The organism is Polyangiaceae bacterium, assembly GCA_016715885.1.
In the GTDB taxonomy this organism is placed as follows: domain Bacteria; phylum Myxococcota_A; class Polyangia; order Polyangiales; family Polyangiaceae; genus Polyangium.
Genome location: JADJXL010000025.1, coordinates 645,613 through 660,216, shown reverse-complemented (window position 1 = coordinate 660,216; position 14,604 = coordinate 645,613). Strand labels below are relative to the sequence as shown.

The following is a 14,604-nucleotide window of genomic DNA, read 5'->3' as shown; positions in this document are numbered from 1 at the left end:
GGAGGGGCATTCCAAGTGCCGTTCAGTCTGGAATAAGGCCCGGGGGTTGAGCGGCAAACACGCGCCCCCATCGACGACCGAAGCCGCCCCGCGCCGCCGCGATCACCCGTCGAAAACCAGGCGCGTCAGTCGTGGATAAATCGACCGTACGAACGGAATGCTTCCTGCCATGGCTCCAAGTGCGTCCCAGTGGTCCCGGTGAAGGGTGACGAGCCCGCCCTGCGAACGCAGCTCGCTCACGCCTGGAGCCGTGAGCGTCAAGCCCACTCGAGTCTTTATCTTGCAAGTCCACGTGATCACGAAATGAGGGTCGTCGCCGACGAGCTCGAGATCGTCGAAGCGCATTTCTTCGACCCGCGCGTTGAGATTGCGGGTGATCCGCATGAAATGGTCTTTGCCGACGACATCGTTGAAAGGATCGATGAAACGCACGTCGGGGGCATAGAGAGCATCGATGTCGTCGAGCACTTTGTCGCGGCGAATATGATACGTGGCAAACAGCGTCATGATGCGCTCGGGTAGCGTGGGCATGAATCGAGTTGTACCAGACGCACCGGTCGGGTCGAGGCTTCTTGGCGAAACAACGCATTGGTAGACGAAGGGCTTTACCCGCGCGCCCATGCCCCTGTAGGCTCACGCGCGTGGCCCTTTTGAATGCTCTCCTGCGTGCACGGGCAAGCCGTTCGATCGCTCGACGTTCGGCGATCGCGATTGCCGCCGTGGCGCATCTCGTCGGCGTTGCCGCTGCCGCGTCCGCTGTGGTTCTCGTGCCGTCCGAGGCATCTGCCGAGGAGCCGGCAAAGCGCAAAGTGCTTGCGGTTCACGTGGAAGGCCAAAACGCAGCGGACGCACGAGAAGACATCCTTTCCGTGCTACCGGATCGCATCACGGTCGTGGACAAGGGCGACGTCACGGCCGCCATGCGCAAGTTCGGCCTGTCGAAGCCGATGGGTTCGGCGATGACGCAAGCGAAGTCGCGAACGGGCCTCCTGCCGCGCTTGCGCAAAGCGGCCAAACAGATGGATGCCGATGGGTTCATCGTGGGCATCGTGCAGCGATACTCGGGCAAGTGGCGCGTGTATGTCGTTTGGCTGAGCCCCGACGGCAACGAGCTGCTCGTCGACGAAGCGGTCTCGCGCGAAGGTTCCGAGGCGGATCGGCGCAGCGCCCTCGAAGGTGCGCTGTCGGGGGTGATCGAGCAATTTTCGCCCAAACCAGTCGAGAAACCGAAGGACGACAAACCCACGCCGACTCCTGAAGCTGGCGAAAAAGATGGTTCCGACGAAAGCGATGACAAGCCCGCGCGGGTTCGTCACGAAGCGGGTTCGTCGATTTTTGCCGTCGAAGTCGGCGTGGAGGCGACAGGGCGCAGGTTCGATTTTTCGGACGGTTTGTCCACCAATTTACGTTCGTACGAATTGTTTGGTGCGCCCGTTGCGTTCGCCAGTGCCGAGGTGTATCCCGCGGGCTTTACGACCGTTCCCGTCTTGCGCGACATCGGTCTGACGATTGGCTACGCCCGGGCATTTGCCCTGCAATCTGCGACGGCGGACGGGACGCCCGTGAACACCCTGTACCAACGTTTTTCCGCAGGAATTCGCTACCGCATTCCGATCTCGCGCCCGACGGGACCCGTGCTGGGTTTGTCCGGCCAATACTACATGCACACGTTCAACGTCGACGAACCTCCCGAGCTTGCTGGGCAAGTACCCAACGTGGATTACAGCGCGATCCGAGCTGGTATCGACGGGCGTTTTCCGATTGGGCGAGCGGCGATCGTCGCAGGCTTCGACTGGATCGAACCTTTGTCCGCAGGTCCCGTCTACGATCGGTTCACGGGCGTAGGAGTGCACGGTATCGGCGGCAAAGTGGGGCTCGTCGTGCGTATCGCGAGTGGTTTCGAGCTGCGGTTTGCTGCGGAATATGCTCGGTTTTTCTCGGACTTCGACCCTGTCCTCGGCGATGCTTACGTCGCCGGCGGTGCGCTCGATCAGTATCTTGGGCTCCGGCTCTCCGGCGCCTATGTGGAGTGACGGACGCCATGAAACACGCTCGCTTGCTCCGTTCGGCTGCTGCGCTCGTCGTGGTCTTTCCCTGGATCGTCGTGGCTTCCGGTTGTCCAGGAACGCTCACGGAAGAAGAAAAGAAAATATTTCAGGGGGGCGGGAGTTGTCCGGACGTACCCAGTCTCCTCGCGGCAAAATGCGGCACCGCGGGTTGCCACATCGAGGGAGCCAATGCAGCAGGGGCGCTCGATCTCGTGTCTGCTGGAGTCGAAGCGCGCGTCGTTGGTAAGCCCGGAACGGCCGCGTGCAACGGGCTTGTCTTGGCAAACCCTGCCGATGCAGCCAATAGTTTGCTCTACAAGAAACTCGTGGATCCGCCACCGTGCGGCTTGAAGATGCCGCTCGGAACGTCCTTGTCGCCTTTGGAAACGGACTGCATCCAAGCATGGATCGCGGACCTCGATCCGAACGCTGGTACGGGCGGCGCAGCCGGTGCGGGTGGCGCTGCTGGCGCAGGCGGGGCAGCGGGAGCCGGTGGTGGTGGTTCCGGCGGTGGTACGTGATCAAAACTTCGTGGATTGAACCCCTTTCGCTCCCTGCTCTCAACTCGCCAGCGGCAACACCGGCCGGTGTATCAAGACAAACGGCTGCACGACCACCGAGGTAAATCGTAAGTTTGTCGAGATGGACCATCGCGAGACGTCTTCCGCCGACGGCTTTTCGAGCTTGCCCGACTTGATCCATGCATCGACTGCGGCCGTGTCGTTCAACGCGAACGCCATGCCCACATCGACCAGGTCGAGCTCTGCAGCAGCGATGATCACGGCGTCGCGCGCGACGTGCGCCGCAAGATCAGTCCAGAACACGCTCCCCATCGTCTCGGCGATACGTTCGCGCATGCGCAAAGCGTAGCGACAACGTTCGTACTAAGGTAGCTCCACGGGCGCGCCTCTTCTGTACGAGCCAAGCCCGCACGGACGAGCATGCACATCTTACCCGCGATCGATCTGTTCCAAGGCAAAGCGGTGCGTCTGCATCGAGGTCAGTACGACGCCGTCACCGTGTACGACGACGATCCGGTGCGGCTCGCTGCGAGCTTGCGCGGCAGGGTCGAGTGGCTGCATGTCGTGGACTTGGAAGGCGCGCGAGCAGGCCGGCCCGTGCAAGCGGACCTCGTGCGAGCCGTCGTTGGCGCGTTCGGCCCTGGTGTGCAAGTCGGCGGAGGCGTGCGTCATGCCGACGCTGCCGAAGCGTACCTCGCGCTTGGTGCATCACGCGTCGTGCTCGGAACGGCGGCCATTCGCGACATCGACATGGTTCGCGCGCTTGCGGATGCGCATCCCGATCGCGTCGTCGTCGCCGTCGATGCGAAGGGCGGACGAGTCGCCATCGAAGGATGGCTCGAAGCCTCCAATCAATCGGCGCTCGATGTAGCGAAAAACCTTTCCGGCTCGCGCGTGGCTGCTCTTTTGTACACCGACATCATGGTCGACGGCACGCAAACCGGGCCAAACGTGGTTGCTACGGCCGAGCTTTCCATGTCGGGTGGTTTTCCCGTCATTGCGTCCGGCGGTGTCGGAACCCTCAGCCACATCCGGTCGCTGGCGTGCGTTCCGGGCGTCGTGGGCGTCATCGTCGGCAAAGCGCTCTATGAACGGGCATTTACGCTCGAGGACGCGCTTGCCGCGGCGGGCCATTTCGTACGAGCCGAACCCTGATTCGCGCGTGCGTCCCTTTCCACTTGCCAATCATGGTGTACTGTTCGCGCCGTGGCCGGTAACGGATCGAAGGCGGACCGAGCGTCGTTGCGCAAGCTCAAAGCTGCGCGGCGTAAAACCCTTTGGGAGGACGCACGCAACCTTCCGAACCTCCTGACCTTCGCGCGGATCATCATGATCCCCGTCGTCCTCATCCTGCTCGATCGCGGCAGCCCCCGTGACTGCTTCTGGGCCGCCGGCGTCTATGCGCTCGCTGCCCTCACCGACATGTTCGACGGATGGCTCGCGCGTCGTCAGGGCCTCGTCAGCGTCCTCGGAAAGTTTCTCGACCCGCTCGCGGACAAACTCATCGTCACCGCCACCCTCGTGTGGCTCGTCCCCATGGGCCGCATCCCAGCATGGGCCGTCGTGCTGCTCATCTCGCGCGAGATCACCATCACCGCCCTGCGCTCCATCGCGTCGACCGAGGGCATCGTCATCGCCGCCGGCAACGATGGCAAAACCAAAACGGCGCTGCAGATGATCGGCATCGCGTGCCTCATCATCGGCTACCCGTACAACTTCACCCTCGGCATCTACGACTTCGGTCGCGTCGATCTCGTGCATGTCGGCAGACTTCTCGTATACACCTCGCTCGGCTTTTCCATCTGGAGTGCCGGCCAGTACTTGAGCTTGTTCGTCGACGCGATCGACAAGAAGAACAACGCAACCACCGAGAAGGCGGAGCCACCCGCGTGAACAGTGCAACTACAAAAACCGTGATTTCGCGAGCAACGTCGTCGATCTTCGGCCTGGGCTTATGTGCAACGTTGGCCCTGTTCGTCGGCTGTTCCAACCAGGCCGAAGGGCAGGCGTGCAGCATCGACAACGTCAACGCCGACTGCGAAGAAGGCCTCGTGTGCACATCGAGAGCCGAGCTCGATACGAAGGTCGACATCTGCTGCAAACCCATCGGCAGCGACAACCCCGCGTGCATTCCAGGTGCCCTCGGCAGCACCAGCTCCTCGTCGAGCGGCGTCGGCGGAGCAGGCGGCGCAGGCGGTGCCGGTGGAGCAGGCGGCGCCGGTGGAGCTGGCGGTGTCGGCGGAGCTGGCGGTGCCGGCGGAGCAGGTGGAGCTGGCGGCGGTACGTGAAAGCGTCGTGATCGATGCTCGGCCCTGCAGAACGATCTTCGGCCTCGCCCTTCGCTCCGAGTGACTTACGAGCGATCGCCGGCGCTCCGGGGCCCGTGCGCATCGCAGGCCGCGTGATCGACGTGCAGGGCAGCGACATCATCATCGCCGATGCGTTTGCGCGCGTCGGCGTGTCGCTGCTTCAAGGTGATGTTGCCCCGGGCGATCTCGTCGTCGTCGAAGCATCGTTCGTTCAAGACAAACTCGTCGCGGGTCGTGTGATCGAAAGGTTCACTCCCGCCAAACCCAAGGTTTCACGCGGGGCATCTTCGGAGGCTCCTTCGGGCGAAACGGAACGCTTCGTCTTGCGTGACGTCGGTCGAGCGCTCGCTGCGCGTGCTCGAGCCTTCGCGCTCGTGCGGTCGTTTTTCGATCGGCGAGGGTTTGTCGAAGTGGACACGCCGTCGATGGTTCCTTGCCCAGGCCTCGACCTCCACCTCGATGCCTACGGCGTCGCCGATTCGCCCCACTGGCTCATCACGTCGCCCGAATACCAAATGAAGCGGCTGCTCGTGGGCGGCATCCCGCGGTGTTATCAGCTCGCGCGGTGTTATCGTCGAGGCGAAGTTGGCGGGCGGCACAATCCCGAATTCGTGATGCTCGAATGGTATCGCGCGTTTGCCTCCGTTGATGACATCATCGCGGACACCGAAGATCTCGTGCGGCACGTCATCACCGAGCTTTCGGGCAAGAGCGAGGTTCTCGTCGAAGGTGTGCGGATTGATTTATCTGCGCCGTTCGAGCGCCTCACGGTGGGTGATGCATTTGCCCGCTATGCGAACGTGTCAGCAGATGAAGCGATTGCTTGGGCGACGGACGACGAGGATCGTTTTTTCAGGGTCCTCGTTGAAGACGTCGAGCCGGCGCTTGCGCGCCTAGGTCGACCGGTCTTTCTCACGGATTACCCGGCCCCATTTGCGTCATTGGCGCGCCTCTCGCCGTCCGATCCGCGCGTCGCCGAGCGATTCGAATTGTACGTCGGGAGCCTCGAAGTTTGTAATGGTTTTGGCGAATTGACCGATCCCGTCGAACAGCGGCAACGTTTTCTGCGCGATCAAGAACATCGACGGTCGCAAGGCAAGCCGGTGTATCCGATTGACGAACGGTTTCTCGCAGCGCTCGAAGAAGGAATGCCACCATCGACGGGCAATGCCTTGGGCCTCGATCGATTGGTCGCGCTTGGCTTGTCGGCCAAGAGCATTGCGGACGTCACGAGTTTCCCGTTTGGGTGGTTATGAAATTCGACGTTCCGACGCGCGAAGAGCTTGCCCTTCTCGAAGCGAAGTATTCGCAAATCGAGGCACTTCGGCTCTCGCGTGATCGCGGCGAGCCGATTCCCGAGCGGGCCGTGTTCAAAGCGCTATCCGAACGGTTTCCAGGAGCATTGCGGGAGCTCGATACGCTGCCGATGGACGTCGTTGCGAAACGTCGACGAATGCTCGGCGAGGCCATTGCTGGAGGTGCGATCGCGCCGTGGATGGCGTGGATGATCGCGTATCACGCATTATTGCGTGCAGCATTGTGGATCAAGCTCCGCACGGCCAACACGCTGGACGTGCCGACCGAGCGAATCGAGTCGCTCGTCCGTGGCGTATCGGGAGAATTTGAATTGAATGTCGATGCGCAGTTCGTGATGGATGTCGTTCGTCCGCATGCAGGACGTCTCAATGCGGTCGTCTTGCAGAGGCTCGAAGTCGTCTTTGGCGTGCCCGCGGTGGATATTCGTGCGGCACTGTTTCCGAGGCGAAAGAGCTCATGAGCCGGTTGTGCATTCGTCGAGCAGAGCCACGGATGTCCTTGGCGTTTTCTTGCTTCCCGTTGTCCCTCATGGCATTCTTCTTGATGCGGTTCTGCTGCCCGGTCGGGCAGTACCGTCACCGCACCCCTCAGCGTCGACTGTCGCTCCTTCGACAGTCCAGGATTTCATCGTGAGTCGACTCGAGATCAGTTGTCGCAATTTTCGCAGACTCAAAGACTTCTCCTGGGCGCCGGGAGCCGTCTCGCTCATCGTGGGGCCCAACGGCGCCGGGAAGACGACGACGCTCGATCTCCTTCGCTTTTTGCGGGGAACTTTCATCAGTGGACACGAGGATGGATTGCACGCTGCGCACGGTGGTGATCATTTTCCAACCCGGGGCAGTTCCGACGATCTGGTGATTTTCGAAGTGCGCGTCGATGACGTCCGTTGGCGGCTGCTGCTTCCGATGTCTGCTGCGGGCCTCAAAGGAAGATATGGCGAGGAGCTATATTGCGGAGATCGTTTGATCCTACGGGCAGCGGCTTATTCGGAAACGTGGACTCTAGAAGGCAAAACGCAACCCTTCGACGACGTTCGATGCTGTGCCAGGGTACTATGGGATCGCGGCGGCTCAGATTGGATGCGCCCGCTCTTTCAAGCATTGTATGATTTGCGAACCTATGACTTTTGGCTCCACACCGTGCGCGAAGGAACTACGCGTGAAGACGCAGTCAAATTCTTGCATGGTACAGGACGCAATCTATGGGCCGTGCTTGCGAACTGGAAGCAGGCGCCATTGCGCTACAGGGGGCAATTCGAGTGGGTCATGCAGCACGCCCGCATTGCTTTCCCCGACCTGATCCAGACAATCGAATTCGACCGCAACGAGGCTTATGTTTTTCCTCCGGGAGCGACCGATCCCGCTGATGGGTTGCCACCCCGAAGACAGGCCGACGGGTTACTCACGGGCCTATTGCAACTTACTGCCGTTGCAGGAGCAAAACCTAGGAGCATCCTTGCTTTCGATGAAATGGAAAACCAGCTCCATCCCCACGCAATTCGTTCGATTTTGGCGTCCATGCGGGCCATGGCCCGGGAACGTGATCTCACCGTCGTTCTAACGACCCACTCTCCCCTCGTCATGAATGAATTCGACCAGGAACCTGGCCAGATCTGGGTTCTCGACGCGGAGGCGGACAAATGCCCAATGCCACTCGACCAACTCAAGAAGCCCGAGTGGTTGGCAATGTTCCCGCTCGGAGAGCTCTACGATCGCATGAAATTCGGCGCTCCTCCCGTACCCGAAGCGACGCCTTCGGACGAGAAATCGAATTCATAACGAGGCTGCCCATGCGGGTATCATTGCTCACGACCGGGATCATGGAGTTCCGTGGTCTTGCGGCCGCACTCCAAAAATTGTTTCCCGATCATGAATTCCACGTCGAGCCATACGCGCCAGGCAAACCATTTCACGGCTTCACCTCATGTACGGTGCAGTTGCTACCCCCCGGCAATGGATCGGGAAAGGCTGGCACGATGCTGAGGGCGGCTCTTGGTACGTTGGTCCCTCCTGATACGGCGACACCCCCATCGGACCTTGCGTATGTCGTCGAGGATCTGGAACTCGTCAATAAGGGGAATGAAAGGATCATGATTGAACACGTTCGTGAATCAGCAAGGCGCACGATCAGCAACATCGGTTCCGCAATGGATCCAGCGTTTGCTACACGACTCATGCGCGAACGCGTCTCATTTCACCTCGCCGTCCCCATGCCGGAGAGCTGGTTCTTTGGGGACTTCTCGGCATTGCAAACGGAAGTGCCGTCGGCGTACTGGCCTCCGAACATTGCCCCGAACCGAGATCCCGAGGACTTTCTGACGGACGATCCTGCGTACGATGCGGACGACGGCAGTGCGTGCAAAGGTTTCGCTAGCGGCAGGATGCCGAGTTGGATCAGCGCTCGGCGAAAGGAGCATCCCAAGAAATACCTCGAGTGGTTGATGCGTGATCACACACTTGGCGACTGCTCGAAATACCTGGAGCAGCACGAAGGAGTGCGTCTCCTGGGCAAGCTGAACTGGCCCACCGTGCTCGCAACGTCTACGTGGTTCCCATACCTACGCGCACTTGTCCGGGACCTCGAGGCTGCGCTTGGTTCGAGCGCAGTTGGCATACCCACCGGTGGCGACGAAGCACCATTGACGAGTATGTTCAACGAACGATCGAATCCAATCCTTCGCAATCTCTAAAGGCGCGGTAATTTCTACCGCGTGCTTCGAAAAGCACCCATTCCGTCCGATCTCAACCCATCCCAATCGCCGCAGAAAACCCCGCGAGCAGCCGAATCGATTCGTCTCGACCCGGATATCCCGCCGCCGGCAATGGCGCATCCTCATGCGACAAGTGACAGCGCATCCGCTGCAACTCCGCGCGCTGCAATGCTCGCACCTCCGCGCGCTCTTCCGCGCTCAGTCGAGCCTCCGCCCATTTCGCAACCCGCCACGCAAGCGACGCGTGCCGCGTTTCGTCGTTCGCAATCACCCCCATCGCTCGCTTGATGTGCTCGTCCGTCGCGTGCTGCGCCTGGTACGTCGCAACCAGCGCCCCGAACGTCTCGCGAATGCACCCCTCGACCGCATTTTCTTTCACGAATTCCATCCACGCTCGACCCGACATTTGCCGAACCCGTGCAGCCACCGGCGTCCCACCATTTTTCTTCGCCAATCGTCGCGTCATCCGCGCGTGCCGCACTTCATCATTGCGCGCCCGCCTCGCATCCCGCACCAGCGTCCGCGGAGCGCGATACGTGCGCAGTTCCCCTTCCAGCCGCTCGAAAGCAAATACCGACGCCGCTTCGAGCTGCGACGCTTCCGCGAAATACGCGCCCATCGAGCGAGCCCCCCGCGGCGGATTCGACGCAATCAACCCCTCCGGACGGCGCCCAATCACGCAGCCCGAGTCCCCTTCTTCAATCACCACCGTTTCCTTCACCGTGATCACGCCCGTGGACGACACATGCACCACGTGCTCGTCTCGATGCGACCCCTCGCCACATGCAGTCCCGCTCGTCGTGAGAATATGGAATCCATCATCGACCGCAGCGGTGTTGTTCTCTTCGCAGATGACGCGATGGCCACTCAATTCATTATCAATCAAAAAGATCGCGTCTCGCGGATTCTCGATCGGCGCGAGGAACTTTTTGAGGTCGTCGAGTGACGCGACAGCGCCCACTTCGTCGCCACGCGTGAACACCAGATACCGAGTTGTCGGGCCGCCATCGAAGAATCCCGACGAGCGAGTCCAACCGCCTGTTACCGTCAGCGTTGCAAGGGTATCCGAGCATGTCGTGCCCGATGCGTTCGCGCAAGCAGACCCCTGCTTCGCAATGACCTCCGTCATCGGTGGCTCGGAGAAGGCAACCGTTTGCCGAAGCTCCATGTAATCGACCGCCGGCGTTGCCGTGAGCCCATCGAGATCATTGTTACCGGTGCAGGCATTCGTGGTGAATTGGTCGCGATCGACGCCGCCACATCCGGGCACGAACGAAGCGACCAGAATACCTTTGAACAACCGTTTCAAGTTTCGAGCGTCTAGCATGGTTCGTAGAATCCGTTGGTTCGAGGTTCCAAAGCAAGGGCAATTTGGGGGCATGGGCATTACCACATGCAGCGCGGCGCGTCGAACGCACCATTGGCATCGAAATCGAAGGTCGACGTGTTCGTCAAGATCCCAGCGACGTGTCCGCCATCGATGGCTGTAATCTCCAGCTCGCCATCGAAGAAGCTCCCTCCGCCGAACGCGCATTGACCCGTCGCATCGGCGGCACCCGACCACGAGAAATTGGAGATGATGGTTGGATCGTTCAGCGGAATGATGCCGACTTTTTGGAGATCCACCGGGATGCCAATCGCGACCCGATAATTGTCTCCGCAAGGTTCCGCCTCGAAGGGGTCGTTGCAGTTTTCGGGTGTATTGCTGATGGCAATGTAAAGCATATTCGCATCGGGTCCTCCGCCGCTCGACGAAGCCACCGTGGTGCCCGACGGATTCGAGCTTTGAAGCTCGCCGTAAAGCATCGCGATTGCATTCGAGCCGCCGGGGCTTCCGCCCGCCGTACCGCCGCCGCCATTGCCATTTCCGCCGCTCCCGCCGCCTCCGCCGCTCCCGCTGCTCGATGCGGTCGTTGCATTGCCGCCGTTGCCGCCGGAGCTGCCGCCGTCAATGACTTGAGCGCCACACGCGGCAAGCGTGAAGCAGGCGATGATTGAGATGGTGCTGACGAGCCAAGGAGATGCTTTCGTTGCGTTTCGCATGGGCGGAACGCGGGAGCAATCCGTGTGCCATTCGATGCGTCGGCTTTATTCGATTCGACGCGCCGTGGTGGGTGCGGTAATTGTCACAGGTTGGCACAATCAAGCGCCGATTTTGTCCTCTTACTCTGCGCCCTTGGCATCTTCCACTTCGGGCCACAAAAGTCCCAGGTCCAATTCGATGGCGTCGAAGGGCGGCACGCGCACACGCTGATTTCCTTCATGAAGTCCCGTCGTCAACCAATAACCGTCGGGATTCAGCGTGAATGCTTCGAGCGTCTGGCGAATGGGATGCACGAGCCACACGTACTTGACGCGTTCGCGCGCATAAACGACCACGACGTTCGGGAACGGCAGCGTAGTCCTCGTAGGTCGCGCGTCGCTGTGGTTTCTCGGCCGGAACGCTCATGGCCCCGAGTGTGCCGCGGCTTTTATGGGAAGGCAAGAGGCTCGTGATGGGAAACGACGAGCTCGTCGCCGCAATTGGTTCGGCATGACGAACTTGTTCTCGGCGCGTATGCCAATCGTCGCTACGTCCCGTTTCGTGCGGGCGGCGCTTCGGTCCCTTGTCCCGCGTCTTCCGGCTCCACGAGACCCGCGCGACGACGCGCCGTCGGGCGCACGCGTTCCGCAAGCTCGGGACGTCCTCCCAGCACGTAAAACGCCGCCGCCGCATCCGCCACACCCGAATACGACGTTCCCCATGCCGCCATTGCATCGTTCTTTGCGGCCTGCGTGAGCTGCGCTTCGCGTTTTTCTCGGTCGACATCCGATAGCGCCGTCTTCAATGCATTCGCGAGCGATTGCAATTCATCCGCGGCGAGCGTCGGATCGATTTTCAAGCTCTTGTTTTTCGGCGTTTCGACAAGGGGCCTCGTGCGCAAGAATTGCTCGACATGACCTGCCAGCGTCAGCACCGTCGCGGGCTCTTCCGGAATGGACCCTCCAAGCCCATAAGCTGCTGCCACCGTAGCACCATAGTTTTGCGCGAGCCCCGACCGCAAGGCGCTCATGAATTCGCGTACGGCCACGAGGTTTTCGTCTCGCGTGCGGCGATAACCATCGTCATCCGCGAGCTCCGTCGTATGCGTGCGGTCGGCATTGACGAGCGCTGTCGCTCGAGCTTGCAAATGCGCGCCGAGCGCTACGAGGACCCCCGCCACGGTCAGGTTCGGTGGCACTCCGTCCGGAAAGAGCAATTTTTCGAGGACCGGAGCGACTTCGGGACCGTGAATGTTTATCGAGGATACCACGGTATTGGTGATCGCAAGCCGGTCGGAAACCATACGAGAAGCTTTTGCGTCGGTCATGATGCTTGCTTAGCGGAGCTGCATCGAGAAGTAAAGAATTTGTCGACAGGGTGGTGTGGTGAAGTTGAGACAAGGAAGCCTCGGCACATCCGGCGAGGTGGCTTCAAAATGAAGCAGGGTCTCCGGAGGCAAACGGGACGCGGCGATCGGGCGTTTGTGGCGCGCCGGCGCAGCCGGGAAGCGAGTTGCGTGGGCGATATCGGTCACCGATCGCGGCGGATGGCGAGTTTCCGCGGCAAGTGGCGTGCCGATGGCGCCGGGAGGCGACGTTGATTGGATAGACGCGTGGCGGCGGTGGCGGAGGGGCATGTTGACGGGGCGAATGGTGCAGCGGAGGCGCCGGGACGCGACGTGGGGGCGGAAGTGGGGAGCGGGCGAGGGAATTCAGGGGATGTGGGATGCGTCCTGGGCCGATGTGACCGAGGTGGTCCTTGACAGGAACAAACATTCCAGTGTTTTTTGAGGCAGCGGCATGTGGTAGGTATGCGCCGTGGAGAGATGCGGATGACGACGGAGACCTCGCCCGAGCTACAAGCGACGACCGAAGCCGGCTCGCATCCGCGCCGTTGGTTGGAGCGTCTCAAGATCAACCAGTTCCGGTCGGTCGAACCGGGGACCGAGCTGCATTTCAGTGAGGGGCTGCATGTCGTTCTTGGAAAGAACGCGACGGGCAAGAGCACGTTGCTCGATCTCGTTGCTTCCGCACTAAATCTAAACTTTGGGCACCGAGCTTTCCGCGACGAGCCGTTGGACTTGGAGTTTGTCCTACGGGCAGGGCCACATCAAATTGATGTCGCGGTCAAACGAGCGGCGCTCACCGAGTCTTCGGCAGTCACACTTCGTGAAGAGGGTCGCTACACATTGCGGGCACCATCCGGCGTGGAGGTGACGATCCTTCTGGCGAGCGATAATCCTCCTCGGCGCATCGTGAAGGGAGCGGCGCTGGCGCTCGATGCGGTCGATGAGTCGATTGCATGGAGCTTCAAGCAAGCACCGCTCGCCCCTAATTTGCCGGCGCTCGGCGCATTGTTGAATGCGGACGTTCGCGCTATCAGTGGTAACGACCAAGCTCTTCATCGTATGCCCGAGAGTGATGAACTCTTGAAACACATTGAGGGCAACAGCTTTGAGATTTGCCTTGGGGAGTCGATGTGGAGTCGTCCAGGCCTCCTGCCAGATACTATTTTCCGAGCGCTACCTTCCGATGGTTCGGCCATTGACATCTCCCTGGTGAGTGAACCCCTCCTAGCAGCATTCGTTCGCGAGATGGGTTTCAGCGAAGCTCGGATGTACCTCGGTCCACCGCGCGTCGAGCAGCGCTACGGAAGCAAGAGTTTCGTTTACTCCTCTCCCACGTTCACGTTTTACCGTGACGGGCGATTGGCGCGACGAGGAGATCAATTGTCCTATGGTCAACGTCGGCTTTTCGCTCTGGGCTGGTACTTGGTATGCAACAAAGAGGCTGCCATTCTCGACGAACCCTCCAACGGTCTTCACGAGTCCTGGATCGAATTCTTGGTTTTGCAACTTCGCGATCGGCAGGTTTTTCTTACCAGTCAAAACCGCGAAATGCTCGATATGCTCCCCTTCAGCACCGAGACGGAGCTGAGCCGTGGATTCGTTCTCTGCGAATCTCGGCCGCAACCTGGGGGCGCTGAGCCCACACTTCACTGGCGAGGGCTGCGCGACGACGAATCTGCCCTCATGATCAAGGCATTGCGCGCCTCGCGCCTCGACCTCGTGACCGACTTGCTCCGTGCGCTGAACCTCTGGTGATCCGTGACGACACAGATGATTCATACCATCGATGTGCCGCGCCCTGTCGGGGGAGAATTCAATCCTGCGTCGCACCGCATTCGTCGACGTCAGCTCGACGCGCTGGGAGCGCTCATGGCATTGGGCGAACCTTGTGCACATCGGTTGGTCATGGCAGATGGCTCGCCTGTTCCCGCGGATCAAGTTACGGACCAAGACTTGGCTGATGTCGTGGGCGACCTCGAGCGCATTGGCCGAAGAGACGTTCCGTCGCTCGATGTGCTGCTCGAGCTATTGTATGCTGTTTCTTCGCATTCCGATCGATCGCGCGTCGCGTCGGCACTCGATCGCCTACTCGAATATGTCGACCATTGGAGCGCGACAGCGCCGGAACATGTCGTCGCGCTCTTCGAACGGCTCGATCCTGCTCGCACGGTACGTGCGGTCGGCCAGACCTTGCTTGCTGCAACGCGTATGTCGAGAGATCACTTGCCTGCCCGCCAAGCTTTTCTCGAGCGGTTTCTTGCTGACCTCCGCGCCCGCGGTACGCCCGAAACAACGATACGCCGCCTGGAGCAAGGGCTTGAAACGTGA

Annotated in this window: 17 protein-coding genes; 11 read left to right on the top strand and 6 right to left on the bottom strand. The window is 60.7% G+C overall.

Annotated elements, in window-relative coordinates:
* Nucleotides 1-102: 102 nt before the first annotated feature.
* The gene (locus IPM54_37760; protein MBK9265522.1) at nt 103-531 is read right to left on the bottom strand and encodes a nuclear transport factor 2 family protein; all 429 of its coding nucleotides are present in this window, start codon (nt 529-531) and stop codon (nt 103-105) included.
* A gap of 110 nt (nt 532-641) precedes the next feature.
* Between IPM54_37760 and IPM54_37755 the strand changes: the two genes are divergently transcribed.
* Together IPM54_37755 and IPM54_37750 are read left to right on the top strand one after the other, a co-directional pair.
* Nucleotides 642-2,033, top strand: a complete 1,392-nt coding sequence (locus tag IPM54_37755; protein MBK9265521.1) for a hypothetical protein — start codon at nt 642-644, stop codon at nt 2,031-2,033.
* Between the two features lie 8 nt (nt 2,034-2,041).
* Entirely contained in the window at nt 2,042-2,569 is a 528-nt protein-coding gene (locus IPM54_37750) for a hypothetical protein (protein ID MBK9265520.1), read from the top strand.
* A gap of 39 nt (nt 2,570-2,608) precedes the next feature.
* Here the strand turns inward: IPM54_37750 and IPM54_37745 are convergent, their stop codons facing one another.
* Entirely contained in the window at nt 2,609-2,905 is a 297-nt protein-coding gene (locus tag IPM54_37745; protein ID MBK9265519.1) for a DUF2288 domain-containing protein, read from the bottom strand.
* A gap of 84 nt (nt 2,906-2,989) precedes the next feature.
* On the opposite strand from IPM54_37745, the gene hisA reads away from it, so the two are divergent.
* The 7 genes from hisA (at nt 2,990) to IPM54_37710 (ending at nt 8,884) form a co-directional block, all read left to right on the top strand.
* On the top strand, nt 2,990-3,724 hold the full coding sequence (hisA, locus tag IPM54_37740) for a 1-(5-phosphoribosyl)-5-[(5-phosphoribosylamino)methylideneamino]imidazole-4-carboxamide isomerase (GenBank protein MBK9265518.1): 735 nt from the start codon (nt 2,990-2,992) through the stop codon (nt 3,722-3,724).
* Nucleotides 3,725-3,775: 51 nt separating this feature from the next.
* A complete protein-coding gene (gene pgsA, locus IPM54_37735; protein MBK9265517.1) occupies nt 3,776-4,462 on the top strand; it encodes a CDP-diacylglycerol--glycerol-3-phosphate 3-phosphatidyltransferase in 687 nt (228 codons plus the stop codon).
* Entirely contained in the window at nt 4,459-4,857 is a 399-nt protein-coding gene (locus tag IPM54_37730; GenBank protein ID MBK9265516.1) for a hypothetical protein, read from the top strand. The genes pgsA and IPM54_37730 overlap by 4 nt, the downstream gene beginning before the upstream one ends.
* Nucleotides 4,858-4,871: 14 nt before the next feature.
* Nucleotides 4,872-6,134, top strand: a complete 1,263-nt coding sequence (genX, locus tag IPM54_37725; GenBank protein MBK9265515.1) for an EF-P lysine aminoacylase GenX — start codon at nt 4,872-4,874, stop codon at nt 6,132-6,134.
* A complete protein-coding gene (locus IPM54_37720) occupies nt 6,131-6,655 on the top strand; it encodes a hypothetical protein (GenBank protein MBK9265514.1) in 525 nt (174 codons plus the stop codon). Before genX ends, IPM54_37720 begins: the two co-directional genes overlap by 4 nt.
* A 169-nt stretch (nt 6,656-6,824) precedes the next feature.
* Nucleotides 6,825-7,973 carry an AAA family ATPase gene (locus IPM54_37715; GenBank protein MBK9265513.1) on the top strand — a complete coding sequence of 383 codons (1,149 nt, stop codon included), beginning with the start codon at nt 6,825-6,827 and terminating at the stop codon, nt 7,971-7,973.
* An 11-nt stretch (nt 7,974-7,984) separates the two neighbouring features.
* The gene (locus tag IPM54_37710; GenBank protein MBK9265512.1) at nt 7,985-8,884 is read left to right on the top strand and encodes a hypothetical protein; all 900 of its coding nucleotides are present in this window, start codon (nt 7,985-7,987) and stop codon (nt 8,882-8,884) included.
* A 52-nt stretch (nt 8,885-8,936) separates the two neighbouring features.
* Here the strand turns inward: IPM54_37710 and IPM54_37705 are convergent, their stop codons facing one another.
* From IPM54_37705 to IPM54_37690, 4 genes are all read right to left on the bottom strand, one after another.
* Nucleotides 8,937-10,232 carry a ferritin-like domain-containing protein gene (locus tag IPM54_37705; GenBank protein MBK9265511.1) on the bottom strand — a complete coding sequence of 432 codons (1,296 nt, stop codon included), beginning with the start codon at nt 10,230-10,232 and terminating at the stop codon, nt 8,937-8,939.
* 59 nt (nt 10,233-10,291) lie between these two features.
* Nucleotides 10,292-10,948 carry a hypothetical protein gene (locus IPM54_37700; protein MBK9265510.1) on the bottom strand — a complete coding sequence of 219 codons (657 nt, stop codon included), beginning with the start codon at nt 10,946-10,948 and terminating at the stop codon, nt 10,292-10,294.
* Nucleotides 10,949-11,068: 120 nt separating this feature from the next.
* Nucleotides 11,069-11,284 carry a Uma2 family endonuclease gene (locus IPM54_37695; GenBank protein ID MBK9265509.1) on the bottom strand — a complete coding sequence of 72 codons (216 nt, stop codon included), beginning with the start codon at nt 11,282-11,284 and terminating at the stop codon, nt 11,069-11,071.
* A 191-nt stretch (nt 11,285-11,475) separates the two neighbouring features.
* On the bottom strand, nt 11,476-12,255 hold the full coding sequence (locus IPM54_37690; GenBank protein ID MBK9265508.1) for a hypothetical protein: 780 nt from the start codon (nt 12,253-12,255) through the stop codon (nt 11,476-11,478).
* A gap of 504 nt (nt 12,256-12,759) precedes the next feature.
* Here IPM54_37690 and IPM54_37685 point away from each other — a divergent pair.
* Together IPM54_37685 and IPM54_37680 are read left to right on the top strand one after the other, a co-directional pair.
* Nucleotides 12,760-14,031, top strand: coding sequence for an AAA family ATPase (locus IPM54_37685; GenBank protein MBK9265507.1), 1,272 nt, complete (start codon nt 12,760-12,762; stop codon nt 14,029-14,031).
* Between the two features lie 3 nt (nt 14,032-14,034).
* Complete coding sequence (locus IPM54_37680) at nt 14,035-14,604, top strand: hypothetical protein (protein MBK9265506.1); 570 nt, start codon at nt 14,035-14,037, stop codon at nt 14,602-14,604.